This is a genomic window from Aliarcobacter cibarius, from assembly GCF_013372265.1.
GTDB classification, from domain to species: Bacteria; Campylobacterota; Campylobacteria; order Campylobacterales; family Arcobacteraceae; genus Aliarcobacter; species Aliarcobacter cibarius.
In genome coordinates, this window is sequence record NZ_CP054051.1 from 1,851,868 (window position 1) to 1,869,908 (window position 18,041).

Annotated in this window: 21 protein-coding genes; 6 read left to right on the top strand and 15 right to left on the bottom strand. The window is 26.9% G+C overall.

Annotation, left to right across the window (positions count from 1 at the left end):
- Window positions 1–15: 15 nt before the first annotated feature.
- From hemA to ACBT_RS09340, 6 genes are read right to left on the bottom strand one after another with little or no spacing between them, the layout of a single operon-like run.
- Window positions 16–1,308, bottom strand: a complete 1,293-nt coding sequence (gene hemA, locus ACBT_RS09315) for a glutamyl-tRNA reductase (RefSeq protein ID WP_024774697.1) — start codon at window positions 1,306–1,308, stop codon at window positions 16–18.
- 1 nt (window position 1,309) lies between these two features.
- Window positions 1,310–2,209, bottom strand: a complete 900-nt coding sequence (locus tag ACBT_RS09320; RefSeq protein ID WP_024774696.1) for a polyprenyl synthetase family protein — start codon at window positions 2,207–2,209, stop codon at window positions 1,310–1,312.
- The gene (locus ACBT_RS09325) at window positions 2,210–2,512 is read right to left on the bottom strand and encodes a DUF2018 family protein (protein ID WP_024774695.1); all 303 of its coding nucleotides are present in this window, start codon (window positions 2,510–2,512) and stop codon (window positions 2,210–2,212) included.
- Window positions 2,512–3,807, bottom strand: a complete 1,296-nt coding sequence (gene hisD / locus ACBT_RS09330) for a histidinol dehydrogenase (protein WP_024774694.1) — start codon at window positions 3,805–3,807, stop codon at window positions 2,512–2,514. The genes ACBT_RS09325 and hisD overlap by 1 nt, the downstream gene beginning before the upstream one ends.
- Window positions 3,794–4,315, bottom strand: coding sequence for a shikimate kinase (locus ACBT_RS09335; protein WP_024774693.1), 522 nt, complete (start codon window positions 4,313–4,315; stop codon window positions 3,794–3,796). Before ACBT_RS09335 ends, hisD begins: the two co-directional genes overlap by 14 nt.
- Before the next feature lie 15 nt (window positions 4,316–4,330).
- Window positions 4,331–5,194: a 1-aminocyclopropane-1-carboxylate deaminase gene (locus tag ACBT_RS09340; RefSeq protein WP_024774692.1), complete on the bottom strand. Its 864-nt coding sequence runs from the start codon at window positions 5,192–5,194 to the stop codon at window positions 4,331–4,333.
- 60 nt (window positions 5,195–5,254) lie between these two features.
- Here ACBT_RS09340 and ACBT_RS09345 point away from each other — a divergent pair, with 60 nt between their 5' ends.
- Both ACBT_RS09345 and ACBT_RS09350 read left to right on the top strand, forming a co-directional pair.
- Window positions 5,255–5,731 (top strand): MotA/TolQ/ExbB proton channel family protein, encoded by a 477-nt coding sequence (locus ACBT_RS09345; protein ID WP_024774691.1) that lies wholly within the window; start codon window positions 5,255–5,257, stop codon window positions 5,729–5,731.
- Window positions 5,728–6,120 (top strand): ExbD/TolR family protein, encoded by a 393-nt coding sequence (locus ACBT_RS09350; protein ID WP_024774690.1) that lies wholly within the window; start codon window positions 5,728–5,730, stop codon window positions 6,118–6,120. The genes ACBT_RS09345 and ACBT_RS09350 overlap by 4 nt, the downstream gene beginning before the upstream one ends.
- Before the next feature lie 214 nt (window positions 6,121–6,334).
- On the opposite strand, the gene fbaA is transcribed toward ACBT_RS09350, so the two are convergent.
- Both fbaA and ACBT_RS09360 read right to left on the bottom strand, forming a co-directional pair.
- Window positions 6,335–7,402: a class II fructose-bisphosphate aldolase gene (gene fbaA, locus ACBT_RS09355; protein WP_024774689.1), complete on the bottom strand. Its 1,068-nt coding sequence runs from the start codon at window positions 7,400–7,402 to the stop codon at window positions 6,335–6,337.
- 9 nt (window positions 7,403–7,411) lie between these two features.
- On the bottom strand, window positions 7,412–8,218 hold the full coding sequence (locus ACBT_RS09360; protein WP_024774688.1) for a peptidylprolyl isomerase: 807 nt from the start codon (window positions 8,216–8,218) through the stop codon (window positions 7,412–7,414).
- A gap of 195 nt (window positions 8,219–8,413) precedes the next feature.
- On the opposite strand from ACBT_RS09360, the gene hsrA reads away from it, so the two are divergent.
- Together hsrA and ACBT_RS09370 are read left to right on the top strand one after the other, a co-directional pair.
- Window positions 8,414–9,094 carry a homeostatic response regulator transcription factor HsrA gene (hsrA, locus tag ACBT_RS09365; protein WP_024774687.1) on the top strand — a complete coding sequence of 227 codons (681 nt, stop codon included), beginning with the start codon at window positions 8,414–8,416 and terminating at the stop codon, window positions 9,092–9,094.
- 15 nt (window positions 9,095–9,109) lie between these two features.
- On the top strand, window positions 9,110–10,384 hold the full coding sequence (locus ACBT_RS09370) for a HAMP domain-containing sensor histidine kinase (protein WP_024774686.1): 1,275 nt from the start codon (window positions 9,110–9,112) through the stop codon (window positions 10,382–10,384).
- Here the strand turns inward: ACBT_RS09370 and ACBT_RS09375 are convergent.
- The 7 genes from ACBT_RS09375 to ACBT_RS09405 form a co-directional block, all read right to left on the bottom strand.
- Complete coding sequence (locus tag ACBT_RS09375; protein ID WP_034218452.1) at window positions 10,381–10,821, bottom strand: CoA-binding protein; 441 nt, start codon at window positions 10,819–10,821, stop codon at window positions 10,381–10,383. The two genes, ACBT_RS09370 and ACBT_RS09375, sit on opposite strands and share 4 nt — an antisense overlap.
- Window positions 10,822–10,842: 21 nt before the next feature.
- Window positions 10,843–11,874 (bottom strand): DHH family phosphoesterase, encoded by a 1,032-nt coding sequence (locus ACBT_RS09380; protein WP_034218451.1) that lies wholly within the window; start codon window positions 11,872–11,874, stop codon window positions 10,843–10,845.
- Window positions 11,871–12,272, bottom strand: a complete 402-nt coding sequence (locus ACBT_RS09385; RefSeq protein WP_024774685.1) for an RrF2 family transcriptional regulator — start codon at window positions 12,270–12,272, stop codon at window positions 11,871–11,873. Before ACBT_RS09385 ends, ACBT_RS09380 begins: the two co-directional genes overlap by 4 nt.
- 125 nt (window positions 12,273–12,397) lie before the next feature.
- Window positions 12,398–12,670, bottom strand: coding sequence for a 30S ribosomal protein S15 (rpsO, locus tag ACBT_RS09390; RefSeq protein WP_024774684.1), 273 nt, complete (start codon window positions 12,668–12,670; stop codon window positions 12,398–12,400).
- A 104-nt stretch (window positions 12,671–12,774) separates the two neighbouring features.
- Entirely contained in the window at window positions 12,775–13,746 is a 972-nt protein-coding gene (moaA, locus tag ACBT_RS09395; protein ID WP_024774683.1) for a GTP 3',8-cyclase MoaA, read from the bottom strand.
- Between the two features lie 12 nt (window positions 13,747–13,758).
- Entirely contained in the window at window positions 13,759–14,676 is a 918-nt protein-coding gene (locus ACBT_RS09400; protein WP_024774682.1) for a glycosyl transferase, read from the bottom strand.
- 138 nt (window positions 14,677–14,814) lie between these two features.
- Window positions 14,815–16,179, bottom strand: a complete 1,365-nt coding sequence (locus tag ACBT_RS09405) for an IS4 family transposase (RefSeq protein WP_024774758.1) — start codon at window positions 16,177–16,179, stop codon at window positions 14,815–14,817.
- Between the two features lie 184 nt (window positions 16,180–16,363).
- Between ACBT_RS09405 and ACBT_RS09410 the strand changes: the two genes are divergently transcribed.
- Both ACBT_RS09410 and ACBT_RS09415 read left to right on the top strand, forming a co-directional pair.
- Window positions 16,364–17,002 carry a Crp/Fnr family transcriptional regulator gene (locus tag ACBT_RS09410; protein WP_024774681.1) on the top strand — a complete coding sequence of 213 codons (639 nt, stop codon included), beginning with the start codon at window positions 16,364–16,366 and terminating at the stop codon, window positions 17,000–17,002.
- A complete protein-coding gene (locus ACBT_RS09415) occupies window positions 16,999–17,991 on the top strand; it encodes a type IV pili methyl-accepting chemotaxis transducer N-terminal domain-containing protein (RefSeq protein WP_024774680.1) in 993 nt (330 codons plus the stop codon). The genes ACBT_RS09410 and ACBT_RS09415 overlap by 4 nt, the downstream gene beginning before the upstream one ends.
- Window positions 17,992–18,041 lie beyond the last annotated feature (50 nt).

Here is an 18,041-nt window from a genome sequence, read left to right on the forward strand (position 1 = left end):
TTTCCTAAATTAATTTTAAATTTTTGTTAAATGTTCACATTTTAAAACATCATTGTTAGTTGCTTCTTGTGTAAACATATTTTGTATAGTTGCTGTAATCAAGTCACATTCCATATTTTTTGAAATATTTTTTAATTGTTTTGATGGAACATGTAAATATTCAGTTATTATTGTCTGACAAAGTTTTCTAATATTCTCTTCATTTTCTTTAGGAATATATCCCTTTTTTATGGCATTTTTTATTTTCTTATCAATAATTAAATCACCTTTTACATATAGATTTTTAATTATTGGTTCAACATCTAAATTCTTTAACCAATCATAAAATTCTAAAGTTGCTCGTCCAACAATTGTATAAGCTTCTTTTGCTTGAGCTGATCTTTGTGTCATATTTGAGTTTACAATTTCTTGTAAATCATCAACTGCATATATCTCTAAATCAAACATAGATATATCTTCATCAATATCTCTAGGAACAGCAATATCAAACCAATATCTTTTTATACTTGAGCTAGGAGCATTATCATTAGTAATTATTGGATAAGGAGCACTTGTAGCTGTTATCATAACTGGTATTGTCTCAAGTAAAAATTCTAAATTTGAATAAGGTTCAACCTCAACTCTTGTTTCAAAACTATCTGCTAATATTTGAGCTTTTTTGATATCTCTACTAGTAATTGTTACATTAAATCCAGCAGTAATTAGGTGCTTTATCGCTAATTCACTCATAGCACCAGCTCCAATAACTAAAGCTTTTACTCCTTTTGTATCACCTACTAACTCTTTTGCTTTTGAAACTGCCGTTGAAGCAACAGAAACAGAACCTGTTCCTAAACTAGTGGCAGTTCTTACTTGTGCCGCACATTTAAAAGCATAATGCATAACTCTTGAGATACCTTGATCACAATAATTTCTAACTTGTGAAAATCTAAAAGCATCTTTTAATTGTCCTACAATTTGAGTCTCTCCAATTACTAAAGAATCTAATGCTGATGCTACTGCAAATAGATGATGAACTGCTGTATCTCCATCATATATATCTGCTCTATCATATAAAAATTCAAAATTTAATCCAGAATATGATGCAAGTTTTTCTACAATATTTCTACTACTTTGTTTTACATTTGAGCTTTTTGCAATAATCTCTACACGATTACAAGTAGAAAGTAAAACCAACTCTTTTGTAGAAGAAGTATCTAAAAGTTGCTTGATAAATCTATCTTTATCTTCTTCTGCATTAAATGCTAGTTTTTCTCTTTGTTTTATATCTAAGTTTTTATGTGAAAAACTAATTACTAAATAACTCATATTAAAAATCTCTTTCTATCATAGCCTTCATAATGTTTATAAGCTCGATACTATTTTTTTCATCTTTTATAGAATTTATTGCTTCAAGTCCAACTTTTTTTGCTTCTTCAATTGCATCACTTAAAGCACCTGTACTTTTAAAAGACTCTTTTATCCAATTTGATTCTACTTCATTCAACTTTTTTTTGTACAAAGATTTTAAATAATCTTTATCATCGACTCTATCATAAAGATATAAATAAGGAATAGTCACTTTCCCTTCAACAAAATCTAACATAGCTGGTTTACCAAGAGTTTGACTATCTTGAGTAATATCCAATATATCATCTATCATTTGAAATGCCAAACCTAAATTTTTTCCATAATTAGCATATTTTTCATCATCTAATCCAACTAAAATTGCAGCACTTCTTGCACTAGCTTCTATTAAAGAAGCTGTTTTTTTGTAAATCATAGTAAAATATTTGTCATAAGAGCTATTAAATGATTCTGTTAAATCAACATCCATCATCTCACCTATACTTAACTCTGTTACAGCATTTGATACATGGTATGCTACTTTTTTATCCATTTGCGAAAGTTCTGTAAATGCTCTTGAATATAAAATATCTCCAAACATGATTGAAGTTTTATTATCATATAAAGCATTAATAGATGGTTTTCCTCTTCTTGTATCTGCTTCATCTATTACATCATCATGTAAAAGAGATGCTGCATGAATCATCTCAACAACTGCACAAAGTTTTATAGAATCTTCACTTTCTCCTGCAATTTTGAGTATTAACTTACTTCTTAACATTTTACCAGTTGCAAGTTGTTCTAAAAGATGTAATGTTTTCTCATAGCTACAAACTTCAAGAAAATCTCTTATTTGATTTTTAACTCTTTGTAATACTTCCACTTAACTATCCAACCTACTAATAATCTCTCCAGAAACTTCCATATAAAGACCTTTTTTCATAGAGTTTACTTCTTCTTGATTTTTTTCTTTAAAATCTTCTAAATAAGAATTTACATCGAAATCTTCATCTCTATCTTTACTAACAATAAGTTCTAAAATAGCAAGTTTTTCAAAAATCTTATCTATTTCATCTTCTATTAAATCTCTATGAGTTTGTTCTAAAATATCAAAAAACTTTGATTTTGGACTTCCAAAGAATATATCATCTTCGTCTTCAGTAAACCAATCTTTAAATTTTGACATTACTTATTTTCCAATCTAACTCTTACACTTTTTGCATGTGCTTCGAGTCCTTCTGTATCAGCAAGTAATGCACAAGCTTCACCTAATTCATTTATAGCATTTTTTGAAAAACTAATAATTGAACTTTTTTTCAAAAAATTTTCAACATTTAATGGACTATAAAATTTAGCAGTACTTCCAGTCGGTAAAGTGTGATTTGGACCAGCTATATAATCTCCAATAGGCTCCGGAGTATTTTCACCTAAAAATATTGCCCCTGCATGTTTTATATAAGGTAAAAGTTCAAAAGGATTTTTTGTCATAACTTCTAAGTGTTCAGGAGCTATCTCATTCATTAAAGAAATAGCTTCTGTAATATTTGAAGCAACTATTATAGCTCCTCTTTCATCAATTGATTTTTGAGCAATATCTTTTCTACTTAAATCTTTTAAAATATTTGAAACTTCTACACTTACACTTTTAGCTAAATTATCGTCTGTTGTAATTAAAATTGAACTTGCCATTTCATCATGCTCTGCTTGAGATAATAAATCAAAAGCAACGTATCTTGGGTTTGCAGTTTCATCTGCAAGAACTCCAATTTCACTTGGCCCTGCTATCATATCAATATTAACTTCACCAAAAACCATTTTTTTAGCGGTTGCAACAAAAATATTTCCAGGACCAGTTATTACATCAACTTTTGGAATAGTTTTTGTTCCATATGCCATGGCTGCAATGGCACTTGCTCCACCAACTTTATAAACTTTCGAAACTTTACATAAATAACAAGCTGCAAGTAGTAACTCATTTACTTCATTATTTGGAGTTGGAGTACATACAATTATCTCTTTAACTTTTGCAACTAATGCAGGAATCGCATTCATTAAAAGACTACTTGGATATGCGGCTTTCCCTCCTGGGATATAAAGTCCTGCTCTATCAACAGGAGTTACTTTTTGTCCTAAAATTGTTCCATTATCTTCAAAATCAATCCATGATTTAGGAAGTTGTTTTTCATGATAATTTTTTATTCTATCAAAAGCCGTATGTAAAGATTTTTTTAAATTTAAATCTAAATTATCATAAGCTTTTTTCATATCTTCTTGAGGTATTAATAAATCATCATCATTTTTTACTTGCCATTTATCAAATTTCTCAATATGTCTTTTTAAAGCTTCATTTCCATCTTGAACAATTTCATCTATAATGTTTTCAACTATTTTTGAAACACCTTTAATATCACTTTTTGCTCTTTGTAAAATAGTTTCGAAATCATTTTTAAAGCTATTTTGATTTGTATTAATTATTTTCATTTATTATTCCTAATATCTCTTTTACAATAAGATCTATATCTTTATTTTCAACATCTACAACAACATTTGCAACTTTTTCATATTGGCTATTTCTATCATTGAACAATTTTAATGCATCTTTTTTATTTTTTAATAATGGTCTCTTATTTAATTTATTTTTTGCATTAGGAGATTTTTTGATTCTTTTTAAGATACCTTCAAAAGATGATTTTAAATAAACTATTGTTCCAATATTTTGGATATTTTCTTGTTTAAAAAAACCACCACCTGTTGAAATTATTGTATTTTTAACATTTCCTTCAAGCCACAAAGCTGTCTTTTTTTCCAAATTTCTAAAATATGGTTCACCATCAGAAGCAAAAATCTTTTTAATTTTTCTGTTTTCCATACTTTCAATTAAATCATCAGTATCAATTGCAAACATTGATGATTCTTTTACTAAAGCTCTCGCTATTGTACCTTTTCCAACACCCATAAAACCGATTAGTATAATATTATTTTTCTTCATAGTTACGGATTATACCTAAATAATTGTAAATTTATATCTATATCTTTCTAGCATAGTTTTGTTACCCAAAAGTCCACCTTGATGAATATACAAGAAAGTATACTCCTTTTTATGTTCAAAATTATTTACATAATCTTCAAAAACAATCCAACCCAAACTATCATATAATAAATCAAACTCTATATTTGTTTGTTCAAATAATTCTAAATGCTTAAAATAAAACTCTCTATACAATTTCCCAAAATGATATTTTTTTGTTTTTTTTAATATTGTCGGATGATTTTTAATTTCAAGCATATCAAACTGTTTTTTTAAATAATCATCATCACCAACACACGAACATGTTAATACTTCAAACGGCAAATATTGTTGTAAATATAAGGCTGTTGTTCCTGTACCACTTGGTAAAAATATTTTTAATTTATCTATTTTATTTTCTTTTGCCCAAGTTTTTATTTCATTTGCTAAAATTTCCAATCCATATTTAGCTTCTTTAACAGCCCCACCCTCAATAATAAATAATTCATCTTTTTCAAAATTATCTTTTAGCTCATCAACTATTAATTTCATATCATTATTTAAAGCTTCTTTGTAGTTACCACTTGGATTTTCTAATAAATATGATGGAATATTTTTAACATAATATTCAAATTCTAAATTTTTCAATTTTGCTAAAACGCTAAGAGAATACATGGCATTTGATTGTATGCTACCATGAGAGATAATTTTTTTATATTCAGTTAAATCTTCATTTAAAAAATAATGAAATTTTCTTGCTTTATTTCCACTAAAATCACTATTTAGCAAATCATCTCTTTTAACAAAATATTTTTGATTATTAACTTCTACTTCATCTATTTTTGAGTTAAAAAACTGCATAAACACCTATTCGTAAATATTTTTTGAATATAATACTACAAAAATTAAAAAGGCTAGGTTATGAATATTTTAGAGTTTATTGATAAAGGTGGAATTATTGTTTATATTTTAATATTTCTAAATATTATAGGATTTTCAATAATTATATATAAATTTCTTACTCTTCCCCAAGTAAAAAAAATTTTACAAAATATAACAATGAATTTAGATGTTAATAAAGATTTAGAATCTCAAATAGAATATGAAATTAAAAAACTTGAATCAGGACTTGTTATTATAAAAAATATTGCAATAATTTCTCCTCTTTTAGGTCTTCTAGGAACTGTTGTTGGAATTTATTCATCTTTTGAAGCAATTAGCCAAAAAGGTTTAGGTGATCCTACCATTTTTTCTGGGGGAATCGCTGTAGCATTAATTACTACTATTGCTGGAATTATTGTATCAATACCTCATCAAATAGCATATAATCACTTTATATCATTTATTGACAAAATTGAATTAAGAGCAAAAAAAGAGATTATTGGAAATATTAAATGAAAAGAAGAGAACATTTAGGGCTTGATTTAACTCCTATTATTGATGTTGTATTCATTCTACTTATTTTCTTTTTGGTTACAAGTGTTTTTAAAAAAGAAGAACTTGCTCTAATGTTAGATTTACCAAGTTCAAATGCAAAAGAGATGCAAATAAAACAAGAACAAATTTTTATAGAGTTAAGTGTAAATAAACTTGCTATTAAAGGAATTGAAGTCTCTTTTGAATCGTTGGAAGATAATTTAAAAGCTATAAAAAATAAAGACGATTCAGTAATTGTAAGAATTGATAAAAAAGTTCCTTATGAAAGAGTTGTAAAAGTTCTAGATTTATTACAAAAATACAATTTAAATAATCTTGCACTAGTTACAAATGAAGAAAAGAAAAACTAAATCTTCTTAATTATTGTTATGTAACTAGAATTGAATTTTTGTAGTTTTGATTATTGGATTTATGTTTTCGTAAATAATAAATATTTAATTAGTAGCTTTTAACTCAAATCCAATAATATATTAATGTGTCAGATTTATCAGTTAAAAATAAAAAAAGAGAAAGTTTATAATCATATAGCCTAAAAGGAATATATCCTTTTAAAGCTGTAAGATATTAATTTTTATTCAATGCACATAGGTCACTAAAAGCAGTCTCTAATCTAGCTATCATAGTCTCTTGACCAGCTCTTAACCATTTTCTTGGATCATAATAGTTCTTATTCGGCTTATCTTCACCCTCTGGGTTTCCAATTTGCCCTTGTAAATATCCATGATATTTAGCTTCATAAGCTCTAACACCATCCCAAGTTGCCCATTGTGTATCTGTATCAATATTCATTTTAATAACACCATAAGAGATAGCTTCTCTTATTTCACTTAATAATGAACCTGAACCACCGTGAAATACAAAATCAACTGGATTTGTAGAAGTATTATGTTTTTCTTGAATAAATTTTTGTGAATTATCTAAAATTTTTGGACTTAATACAACATTACCTGGTTTATAAACTCCATGAACATTTCCAAAAGATGCAGCAATTGTAAAATTTTCTCCAACTTGACTTAATTTTTCATAAGCATATGAAACTTCACTTGGTTGAGTATATAATAAAGAGTTGTCAACACCTGTGTTATCAACACCATCTTCTTCTCCACCCGTAATCCCAAGTTCAATTTCAATCATCATGTCAATAGCATTCATTCTTTTAAAATACTCAACACAAATTTCAAGATTCTCTTCTAAACTCTCTTCACTTAAATCAAGCATATGAGATGTAAATAATGGTCTTCCTGTTTTAGAAAAATGCTCTTTTCCTGCATCAAGTAAACCATCAATCCAAGGAAGAAGTTTTTTCGCAGCATGATCAGTATGTAAAATTACAGGTATTCCATAAGCTTTTGCCATAGTGTGAACATGATTTGCTCCACTAATTGCCCCTAATAGAGCAGCGTCACTAGTTTTTAAACCTTTTCCTGCATAAAATCCAGCTCCACCATTCGAAAATTGTACTATAACTGGAGATTTAACTTTACTTGCAGCTTCTAAAACAGCATTTACAGAATCTGTTCCTACAACATTTACAGCAGGAATTGCAAAACCTTCTTTTTTTGCATAAGCAAAAAGTTTTTTAGCCTCACTTCCAGTTAATACTCCAGCATTTACAACATTTAAAACACCCATCTAATCTCCTTATTTAATTACGATTTTTGCGTCTTTTCTTAAATCTTGAATAAGCTCTTTAACTTTTTTTCCAAAACTATTACCTATTAAAACTTGATTAATTTCACCTTCAACTTCATTATATGATAAAGCTTTTCCTGGGAATTTATCTTTTAATAAAATTACATGATAACCAAATTGTGATTTAACTGGAGATTTTGAATATCCACCTTTTTGTAATAATTTAACTGCATTTCCAAATTCTGGAACCATTTGCTCAGCTGCAAATTTCCCTAAGAAACCACCATTTGCTTTTGAAGGATCTTTTGATTTAGCTTTTGCTAATTCTTTAAATTTTGCTTCTTTATTTTGTGCTTTGTTTAAATCATTAATTATTGATTGAGCTTCAGCTTCAGTATCTACTAAAATATGACTTGCTTCAAATGTTTCTGGAATATTAAATTTATCTTTATTTTTTTCATAGAAATCTTTTTTCTCTGTATCACTAAATTTTAATTTATCAACTTCGTTTTTTTGCCAAACTTGGAAAGCTAAATCTTCTTTTATTTTGCTCATAGCTTCAGCATATTGTGGATCTTTTTCAATTCCATCTTTAAGTGCTTTTTTTGCTAATAATTTTTTGTTTATAGCTTGATCAATAACTTGTGTTCTAGCCTCTGCTGGTATTTTATTAAGATCTACTCTAGGGTCTTGAACAATCATTTCAATATCTTGTTTTGTAATATTTTCCCCATCAACAGTTGCGTAAATTTCTGCAGCACTTAATGCTGATGCCAAAACCAACGATGCTACAAAGCTTGTAACTATTTTTTTCATTTTTTTCCTTAGAATTTTAATTTGCAGTATTTTATCTATTTTGTGTTAATAAATAGTTTATTTTTTGCTATATAAAAACTTTATTTTCTTAAACATTTACATTTTTTAACATTTAGCTTAAAAAAGCTTTAAATTTTGTTTTTTTTATGATATACTTCCGAAAATTTTAAGATTAAATTTAACTTAAGGACTTTTATGAGAATTTTAATTATTGAAGATGAGATTACATTAAACAGAACTTTACAAGAAGGATTAACTGATTTTGGATATCAAGTTGATACTGCAGAAAATTATAAAGATGCTGAATATTTTATAGACATAAGAAATTATGATTTAGTTTTAACAGATTGGATGCTTCCTGACGGAGACGGGATAGAGTTATGTAAAATTGTTAAAAATAGAAGTTCTAGAACAGCTGTTGTAATCATTTCAGCAAGAGATGACAAGGAGAGTGAAATTGAAGCACTAAAATCAGGTGCTGATGATTTTATTAAAAAACCATTTGATTTTGATATTTTACTTGCAAGAATTGAAGCTAGATTAAGATTTGGTGGAACAAATATCATAGAAATCGATGATTTAGTTATAAATCCAGATGAAGAAAAAATTGAATATGCTGGTGAAGAAATTGAATTAAAAGGTAAACCTTTTGAAGTTTTAACACACTTAGCAAGACATAGAGATCAAATTGTTTCAAAAGAGCAATTACTTGATGCAATTTGGGAAGAGCCTGAACTTGTAACTCCGAATGTTATTGAAGTTGCAATTAATCAGATTAGACAAAAAATGGACAAACCTCTAAATATCTCTACAATTGAGACAATTAGAAGAAGAGGTTATAGATTCTGTTATCCAAACCAAGCAGAAGAAAAATAATTTCAACTTTAAACAATGAAAAGTAGAAGCATTTATAAAGAATTTTATAAAAAACTTATAATTGCTTCTTCTTTATTTATAATAATTCTTTCATTTATCTTTTACGAATACACAAAAAACTCATTTTATAACAGCATTCAAGATAATTTACTTTATCAAGCAAAGAAAATAGAAAAAAGCTATGTAAAAGAAGATTTTAAAGCTGTAAGAACACAATCTCAATCTATTGAAATAATTCCAAGTTCGGAAAAAGAAAAAATAGAATTTTCAGATTTCAAGAAAAATAATGAATACTATTTAAGACTAATTTATGCGCTAAACGATGGCACATCTTTACAAATTACAAAAGATATTACTCTTGAAAGAGATCTTTTATATTCAATTATTTTTAGGAATCTTTTTGGATTAGCAATTCCTGGCTTTGTTTTAATGCTTTTATATTCTCTTATAGTTTCAAAATCTCTTTTAAAACCTATTATGCAGATAAATAAAAAATTATCAAATATGGATGAAAATACTTTAGCTCAAATTGATACAAAAGATTTACCAGACGAATTTTTAACTCTTGCAAATTCTATCAACTCTTTAACAAATAGAATAGCAACTTATGTGAAATTCAAAAAAGAACTTTTCGTTGGAATTGCACATGAGCTTAAAACTCCTTTGGCAGTTATGAAGTTAAAAAATGAGTTAATGTTAAAAAAAACTAGAGAAAAAAATGAATATGAAGATGCTCTAAAACTCACTATAAAACAAATAGATGACATGAATATAATGATTAGTTCTATTTTAGATATAGGAAGAACTGAAGGAGCCCAGTTTGAAATTCCAACAGATATTGATTTAGTTGATTATATAAAAAGAAAAACAAATGATTATAAAATGCTATCTAATCAAAGGGGAATTGATACTATATTTACATCAAATGTTTCAAGCTTAAATATTTCAATTAGGGTGACTCTATTTAATCAAATTTTACAAAACTTTGTACAAAATGCAATAAAGTTTACTCCTGATAATCATAAAATTTTAATAAAATTAAAAAAGATAAATGAAAAAATTGTAATACGTGTAATTGATGAAGGTAGTGGAATTGATGAAAATATAGATGTTTTTGCTCCATTTAAAAAAATAGGTTCTAAAAATGGTGTTGGTCTTGGGCTTTACTTAGCAAAAATAGCAAGTGATGCCTTAAATGCAAAAATATCAATAAAGAATAGAAGAGATAATGTAAAAGGATGTGTTGCTAAGCTAGTACTCATCAACACATCTAAAATAACAGAAAATTAAACAAATAAAGCTTTGTGCTCTATCTTCGTACATTTGTTCTGAACAACATTAAATCCAGCTTCTTTTGCTTTTTGTGCAGCTTCATTATTTGTAAGGCCTAATTGAAACCAAACCGTTTTAATATTTTTCTGATTTTTTAAAGCTATTGATTCATCAACAATTTTTGCAATAGCATCAGGTTTTCTAAAAATATCTACCATATCTATATCAAAAGGTATTTCAGACAAACTTCTATAAACTTTTTCGCCTAAGATCTCTTCTTCTTTTGGATAAATAGGAACTATTTTGTATCCAACACTTTGTAGATACGCAGCAACTCTATTTGATGCTTTATCACTATCAGGTGATAAACCAACTATCGCTATAGTTTTTGTATTCAAAAAAATCTCTTTTATTTCTTCACTTTTTGAATTAATTGTTGGAAATTCACACTCCATAATATTAAGCCTCCTTAAGTTTTAATTATCAAGTTTTCCTTGAATGTACATTTTAACTGATAAATAATCAATACACTCTTTAAAATCTTCAAATTTTCCGCCACTAGCATTTACATGACCACCACCATTTGCAATTTTTTGTGCAAGCATAGATACATCAAGTTTTCCATCTGCTCTAAATGAAGCATTACCTTTTTTATTTATATCAATGAAAAAATCATAATCTTTATTTGCTTTTAAAAATGTATTTGCAGGAATTGATATAGAACCTAAACAGTATGTTAAAAGACCCTTTTGCCCTTTATAAGTTACAGTTAACTCATCTTTTACATTTTCTAAAGTTTTTACAAGATACTTTGCACCTAAATTATCTAAAGTATCATCAAAATCATCTAATTTTAAAAACTCTTTTTTCAAAAAATGTATATCATTGTCTAGTTTTATATTTGCACTATCTTGTCCTAGAAATTCTTTTGCCTTTTCAAGTAAATAAAATTTATATTCTCTATCAAGATTTGGAAATAATATAGAATTTATCTCTCTTGCTTTTACAAGCATTGACATCAAAACTTTTCCAAATTCGAAATTATCTTTCTCTTTTTCAAGCCAAATATCAACTGCATTTACACAATTTACTAAAAATTCATAATCTTTAATAGAAGCATTGAATTTTTCTAGTAGATAATCATAAACTATTTTTGTAGCACATCTTTTATCATCTAAAAAATACCAACTAAATTTTTCAGCACTCTTTTTACCTGTTATATGATGATCTAAAAGTTGTAAAGTTATATTGTAACCTTCATCATTTAATCTTTTTATTTCAGAATCTAAATCTATACTTTCTTGTAAAGTTAAATTTAAATCACTAATAATTACTAATATATCTTCATCTTTATAGTTTGTAATATTTTCTAAAACTTTTAAAATAGTTAATTTTACTTCCATCCCATAATTTGCATTAAAATATTCCGTTTTTTCAAAAACTTTTGATGTTAAAAATTGGCAAGAGTAACCATCTAAATCTGTGTGAGAAATGTGAAATAATCTCATTGTGAAATATCTTTAAGCGTTAATTGAGCTAAAAAGTCATTTACTTTAAACTGTAAATTATTTAAAAGGGGCCAAATATTACAAAGTTTTGCTTTGTTATTTGGACAAGAATGAATTGAGTCAGAACACTCAAAAACCATAGGATTTCTCTCTTCAGCAGCTACAACAATTTCTAAAATTGTTAGTTCATCTATTGGTTTATTTAAAACAAATCCACCATTTACACCTCTATGAGATGTTACTAGATTTTCTTTTGCTAAATTTTGCATTATTTTTGCTAAAAATGATTTCGAAATTTCAAGTTCTTTTGATAAAACATCAACATTTATTGGATCTTGATGCTTTGCAATAGATATCAAAGATAGAAGTGCATATTCACTTTTTTTTGTCAATAACATATTATAATCTTTCCATTAATTTATAATTTTTGTTTATTCTACAAAAAACATTATTAATCTTTGCGTATAAAAAAAGGGACTGTGAAAATTCACAGTCCCTTTTAGCAATTTCTCTATAAAAAAAATTATTTTGCTCTAATTCCTAAACTAGCAACTAATTCAGTAAATCTTGCATACTCTGTTCTTCTTAAATATGATAAAAGTTTTTTTCTTTTTCCAACCATTTTTAATAGACCTAGTCTTGAAGAGTGATCTTTTTTAAATACTTTTAAATGCTCAGTTAAAACTTTAATTTGCTCTGTTAATAGTGCGATTTGAACCTCAGCTGAACCTGTGTCACCATCTTTTTTTCCATATTTTGCGATAATACTTGCTTTTACTTCCTGATCTAAAGCCATTTTGACCTCCTAATAGGTATAATATAAATTTATTTCCAAATGAAAATAGTCGCGAATTTTATACAAAGTTTGCTTTATATTTACTTTATTATTAAAAGTTTTTATCATCCACCTGTTTGATAAAAAGCTCTTTGAGAAACTTTATTATCCTTTTCATTTGACCACTTATTTTTTTCTGGTTTATTTTTCAGAACTAACCTTAAAATTTCTGTTGCTTTATCAATATCATTTGCTCTTATTGCATCTTTTATACTCATAGCATCTTCAAAATATAAACAAGGGATTAAAAACCCTTCGGCTGTAAGTCTAATTCTATTACATGAAGCACAAAAATCATCTTTGTGTGGTTCAATTATTCCAAACTCATATCCATCTTCTAGTTTATAATATTGTGCTGGAGAACTAGAGTCTCTTGGAACTTTAACAATATTTTTATATTTTTTAGAAATTATCTCTAAAATCTCATCTGAATTTAGACCTTTTGAACTACTTTTTGCAAAAGAATTTTCCATAAACTCTATGTATCTTACTACAAATCCCTCTTTTTTACAAAATTCTAAAACTTCTAGAACATCAATATCGTTTATACCTTTAAGAGGAACGCAATTTATTTTTATTTTAAGTCCAACTTCTTTAGCTTTTTTTATACCTTCTAACACTGTGCTTAAAACATCTTTTTGTGCTATTTGCTTAGCTCTACTTGTATCTAAAGTATCAAGAGAAATATTTATTCTTTTTAAACCAGCATCTCTTAATTTTTGGGCCATTTGAGGCAATAAAAAACCATTTGTTGTAAGTGCTAAGTCGATATCGTTTTTATAATCATTCACTAACTTTATAAAATAATCTAAATCATCTCTTAAAAGTGGTTCTCCACCAGTTACTCTTACTTTTTTTATACCTTCGTCTATACCAACTTTAATAAATTTAAACAAATCTTCATAAGATAAAAGATTTTCTCTTGGAACCCAAGAAAAAGGTTTTTCTGGCATACAATATTGACATCTAAAATTACATCTTTCAGTTACAGACACTCTTAAATAATCAACCTTTCTTCCAAATCCATCAATTAACATAAAAATCCTTTTCTAATTCAATCTTTGCCAAGCTTCGTCTAATGAACTAACTCGTTTTGCAAATAATAGATATAAAGCTACATTAAATTTTGCTAACTTTAATATATCATCATCATAATTTCTTAAAATATTTAAATTCTCTTCTAAAGTTAAATTCTCAAAAGTTCTATCATAATTTATTCCATAATCTTTTAAGAAAAATTCAACTTCAACGATATCATTCTCTTTTTTTTGCCAAAATTTAGAGTCTTTAAATACTTCAATATCTCCCTCATTTCCTCTAATTATAGTTATATCTTTAAAATATTCTTCAAACATATCAATATATTTAAAAACATAAGGTTTATGGAACACCCCACAAACTCCATAATCACTTAAACCTGGATTTAAAAGCTTTTCTACTGTATTAAAAGCTGTTCTTAATCCAAATTCATGCCTAAGAGTTGTTAGAGAACTTAACTCTTGAAGGTATTCTACTCTATCAAAATAGCGTACATATTGACCCTCGTCAAAGTTTGTAAATATATCTTTTGTTGAAATTCCTTTTTTTGTTGGTTGTAATAAATCCCCACTTACAACAAAATTCAATCTTTGTACATCATTATTTTTTTTAAAGAATTCATTTAAAATATTTTCATATAAGGGGAACAAATAAGGATTTTTTGTTCTTCCATCAAAATTGTACCCAAGCTCTATAGAGTCATTTACTTTTTTAAATTTCATAAATTTTTTAAGAGCTTTTATCGCCCCTTTTAATTCATCCTGACTCTCTAACTTAGTTCTCCAAGCTATTAGAAATGCCCCTATTTGAGCCTGAGTCGGTCTATTTTCTAATATTTGAGTAATAGCCTCACAACTCTCGTCTAAACTTAAATCTCTATTTCCTTTTGGTCCTGTACCAACTGCTTTTATAAAAGTTTTAAAATCCATTTTTATTCCATTTTCTATAATTTTTTAATTATCTTTTGTACAAGCTTAATATATACTTGCTTAAATAAAAAATTATTTAGGGCTTGTTATGACACTTCAAGAGAGTATTAATAGTTTGGATTTTTTTAAAAATCTAACTTAACTTTCGCACCTAAAACCAAGTAGTTTTCCAGTCACATCTCTTAATAGATCGATTATTGCTGTAAAATCCTCATTTCTATTGACAACTTCTTCAATTTTTGCAATCTCATCTAAAATAGCTAAAAATGCTTGCATAGCAATTGCCAAGGTGTGAAGTTCACATTCTAGATCTTTAAACAATCCACCAATAGTTTTTGGTTCATTACTGATACGATTTATATAGCTAACAACATTGTATGTAAAAAATGAGAGTGTTATGCGAGCAATAAGTGCTTCATAAATTCGATTTTCTTCTTTACCAAACCCAAAGTGTTCACGAAGTTCTTTATACCCTTGTTCTATATCCCATCGTCGTTTGTAAATATCGATAATTTCTTCATCACTCAAGTCTAAGTTTGTAGATACAATAGGGATGAGATTCTCTTTGGTTTTTATAAAAACAATTTTTAATTTTCCTGCTTTTTTATGTTCAACTATGACCCCGAAGTATTCAAACTTTATCTTTTTGCCATATTGACCCATCTTAATAGTTTTAAGCTTTTTAAACTTGTTATAGATACCATCAAGAGTTTTTTTCTCCCCTGTGAAGTTCCAGATTCTATCATTGTTTACCATTCTTGAAATAACTTGCAATCCTAGCTCATTCATTGTTTCTATAAACACAGGTTTAGAATACCAACTATCCACAAGCAGATAATCTGCATATATACCACTAGCTACTGCTCTTTTAATCATCTCTATAGCAATTTGTGATTTCCCTTTTAAGCTTTCCAATCTTCGCTTATGTGCATTGGTTCGATGATCAATAATATTTGTAAACTCTTCTATCTTTACCCTTGCATAATTATTCATAGCAATTGCAAAGTCCAACATAAAATTTGAATAACCATCACTATAGTTTAGTGATACAACATTTACACCTCTGATTTTTCTCTTTGCTTTATTGCTCCAAAGGTTGTCACAACTTCCCTCTATATTTTTACCAACTTTATCTTCAACAGTATCATCAAGTATAAGAACTCTTACTAGCTTTGCATCTTGTACTTTATGAAGCAGTGATAAAATCTTTAAAGAACTAAGTGATAATAGTTTTCTCCAGTTGTAGTGAGCATTAGCAAGTAGTCTGTAATAGACATCTTTTTTAAAGCTATCATTACTCTGATCCATAAAAGTTGATATTTTTTTATTCATAACTAGCATATATACAAAGTGTAATACAACCATATGAACAGCAACTCCCTCTTTTTTAGAAAAATTGCTCTTTGTTAAAATCGTTTTCATATTTAATAGTCGCAATGTTTCATAAATTGGATTCTTTAGTTTGTCGTTTATGATGCTTATTATCTTAGATTCTATCTGCATTCTTACCCTTTAATATAATAGATATTATATCTAAAAGTTCCTATTTAAGGGCTTTATTGAGAGTTCAAAATAGAAAAATATCATAGAAAAACAACTAAATTATTTTTATGTCAACAAGGATAATATTATTACCTATAGCAGTAATATTTTAGGGAGATTTAGCTACAATTTTAATCAACTTAACGTGCGAAAGTTAAGAAATCTAAATCATAATGAAATAGAACAATTAATAAATTTTTCATATATTTCAAAATATGATAAGGATTCTATCTTATTTTATGAAACTGATAAAAGGAATCATCTACTTTTTTTAGTTAGCGGATTAATGAAAATCTATAAATATGATAAATTCGATAATGAAATATTTTTATACCATATCTATCCAAACTCATTGATTAGTGAATTAAGTTCTACTATTGATAATGAAATCTACTGTTTTTCAAATGCCTCTTTTATGGAGAATTCACTTATATTAAGTGTCGATTTTGAAAAATTAAAAGAACACTTTTTAAATAATAATATACTTATAAAAGAGCTAATGAACGCTTTATTAAAAAAGACTCATCAGCTCCAATGTTTAGTAAATAGAGAACTTGTTTTTGATGCAACGGCTAAAGTTGCTTATATGTTGGTTCAAGATTTAAAAATGTTTAATAGTTTAAAAAGACAAGAAGTAAGTTTTATGCTTCACATTCAACCAGAAACTCTATCGAGAGTTTTAAAAAAACTATCAAGGGATGAAATTATTGGTATAGAAAATCAGGAAATCATAATTAAGGACAAACTTGCACTAAATTCAATTTTCACAGGAGTCGCAATATGAAAAAAGGTAATATTAGTACAAAAATAAAAATATTAGGGATTTTATTTACTCTTTTAATGAGTAGCATAGTTGCAACGACTATCTATTTAAATAGTAAAAATCAAAAAGATGCAATGATAATAAATATTGCAGGTAAACAAAGAATGCTTACGCAAAATATCTCTAAAAATATTTTCTATTTATACTCTAATAAAGATGCTAGTCAAAAAGAGTTAAATGAAAGTATAGATGAATTTATCTATAACCTTTCTAGCTTAAAAGGTGGAAATAATTTAGATAAATTAAAAGATTCTCCAAATATTAAAATTGATAAACAAATGTTAAAAGTTGAACTTCTTTGGGTAAATTTTCTTAAAAATATAAATCTTTTCAAAGAAATACTTTTCGATGAATCAAAAAAAGATGAACTTAAAAAAGTTGTAAATGAAATTTATGAAACGAACTCTACACTTTTAAATGAAGTTGATGCTCTTGTAGGTCTTCATACTATAAATAGTGAACAAAAAATAAATTTTTTAAAGAATAGTCAATATTTCTTTGCTCTTTTAATAGTATTACTTATTTTATATAGTTTTTTAGAATTAAAAACTATGGAAAAAAATGCTTTAAAATTTCTAGAAGAATCTAAGAAAATCATGGAGCAAGATTTTGTAAGACCTTTAGAACCTATGAAAATTGAAGCAGAAGGTGAATTAGTAGAAGCATCAAATATCTTCAATAACTTCTTAAATAAAATAAATAGTGCAATTATTGACTCAAATAGTGCGCTAGAACAATCAAAAAATGCTTCACTAAAATTAGAGGAAATTACAACTGAATTTGATGAAATAATAAATGAATTACAAAATTCAAAAGAACTTTCAAAACAATTAAATAGAAGTGAAGATATAGCTATACAAACTCAAGAACAACTTCTTCATTCAAATAAAAGATTAGCAGAGCTTAAAAGCGAACTTGAAAAAATTATGCTCTCTTGTAAAAGTAAATAATTAATTTACTTTTACAACTTATATACCCCTTAATTAATTCAATAGTTTGA

What these genes read in the sequence shown, in the direction of transcription:
- fbaA (WP_024774689.1), bottom strand. Translation starts at nt 7,402, where the DNA reads ATGGGTGTTTTAAATGTTGTAAATGCTGGAGTATTAACTGGAAGTGAG.
- hisD (WP_024774694.1), bottom strand. Translation starts at nt 3,807, where the DNA reads ATGAAAATAATTAATACAAATCAAAATAGCTTTAAAAATGATTTCGAA.
- ACBT_RS09360 (WP_024774688.1), bottom strand. Translation starts at nt 8,218, where the DNA reads ATGAAAAAAATAGTTACAAGCTTTGTAGCATCGTTGGTTTTGGCATCA.
- ACBT_RS09335 (WP_024774693.1), bottom strand. Translation starts at nt 4,315, where the DNA reads ATGAAGAAAAATAATATTATACTAATCGGTTTTATGGGTGTTGGAAAA.
- ACBT_RS09405 (WP_024774758.1), bottom strand. Translation starts at nt 16,179, where the DNA reads ATGCAGATAGAATCTAAGATAATAAGCATCATAAACGACAAACTAAAG.
- ACBT_RS09400 (WP_024774682.1), bottom strand. Translation starts at nt 14,676, where the DNA reads ATGGATTTTAAAACTTTTATAAAAGCAGTTGGTACAGGACCAAAAGGA.
- ACBT_RS09375 (WP_034218452.1), bottom strand. Translation starts at nt 10,821, where the DNA reads ATGGAGTGTGAATTTCCAACAATTAATTCAAAAAGTGAAGAAATAAAA.
- ACBT_RS09380 (WP_034218451.1), bottom strand. Translation starts at nt 11,874, where the DNA reads ATGAGATTATTTCACATTTCTCACACAGATTTAGATGGTTACTCTTGC.
- hemA (WP_024774697.1), bottom strand. Translation starts at nt 1,308, where the DNA reads ATGAGTTATTTAGTAATTAGTTTTTCACATAAAAACTTAGATATAAAA.
- ACBT_RS09325 (WP_024774695.1), bottom strand. Translation starts at nt 2,512, where the DNA reads ATGTCAAAATTTAAAGATTGGTTTACTGAAGACGAAGATGATATATTC.
- ACBT_RS09370 (WP_024774686.1), top strand. Translation starts at nt 9,110, where the DNA reads ATGAAAAGTAGAAGCATTTATAAAGAATTTTATAAAAAACTTATAATT.
- ACBT_RS09350 (WP_024774690.1), top strand. Translation starts at nt 5,728, where the DNA reads ATGAAAAGAAGAGAACATTTAGGGCTTGATTTAACTCCTATTATTGAT.
- rpsO (WP_024774684.1), bottom strand. Translation starts at nt 12,670, where the DNA reads ATGGCTTTAGATCAGGAAGTAAAAGCAAGTATTATCGCAAAATATGGA.
- ACBT_RS09345 (WP_024774691.1), top strand. Translation starts at nt 5,255, where the DNA reads ATGAATATTTTAGAGTTTATTGATAAAGGTGGAATTATTGTTTATATT.
- ACBT_RS09340 (WP_024774692.1), bottom strand. Translation starts at nt 5,194, where the DNA reads ATGCAGTTTTTTAACTCAAAAATAGATGAAGTAGAAGTTAATAATCAA.
- ACBT_RS09415 (WP_024774680.1), top strand. Translation starts at nt 16,999, where the DNA reads ATGAAAAAAGGTAATATTAGTACAAAAATAAAAATATTAGGGATTTTA.
- ACBT_RS09385 (WP_024774685.1), bottom strand. Translation starts at nt 12,272, where the DNA reads ATGTTATTGACAAAAAAAAGTGAATATGCACTTCTATCTTTGATATCT.
- moaA (WP_024774683.1), bottom strand. Translation starts at nt 13,746, where the DNA reads ATGTTAATTGATGGATTTGGAAGAAAGGTTGATTATTTAAGAGTGTCT.
- hsrA (WP_024774687.1), top strand. Translation starts at nt 8,414, where the DNA reads ATGAGAATTTTAATTATTGAAGATGAGATTACATTAAACAGAACTTTA.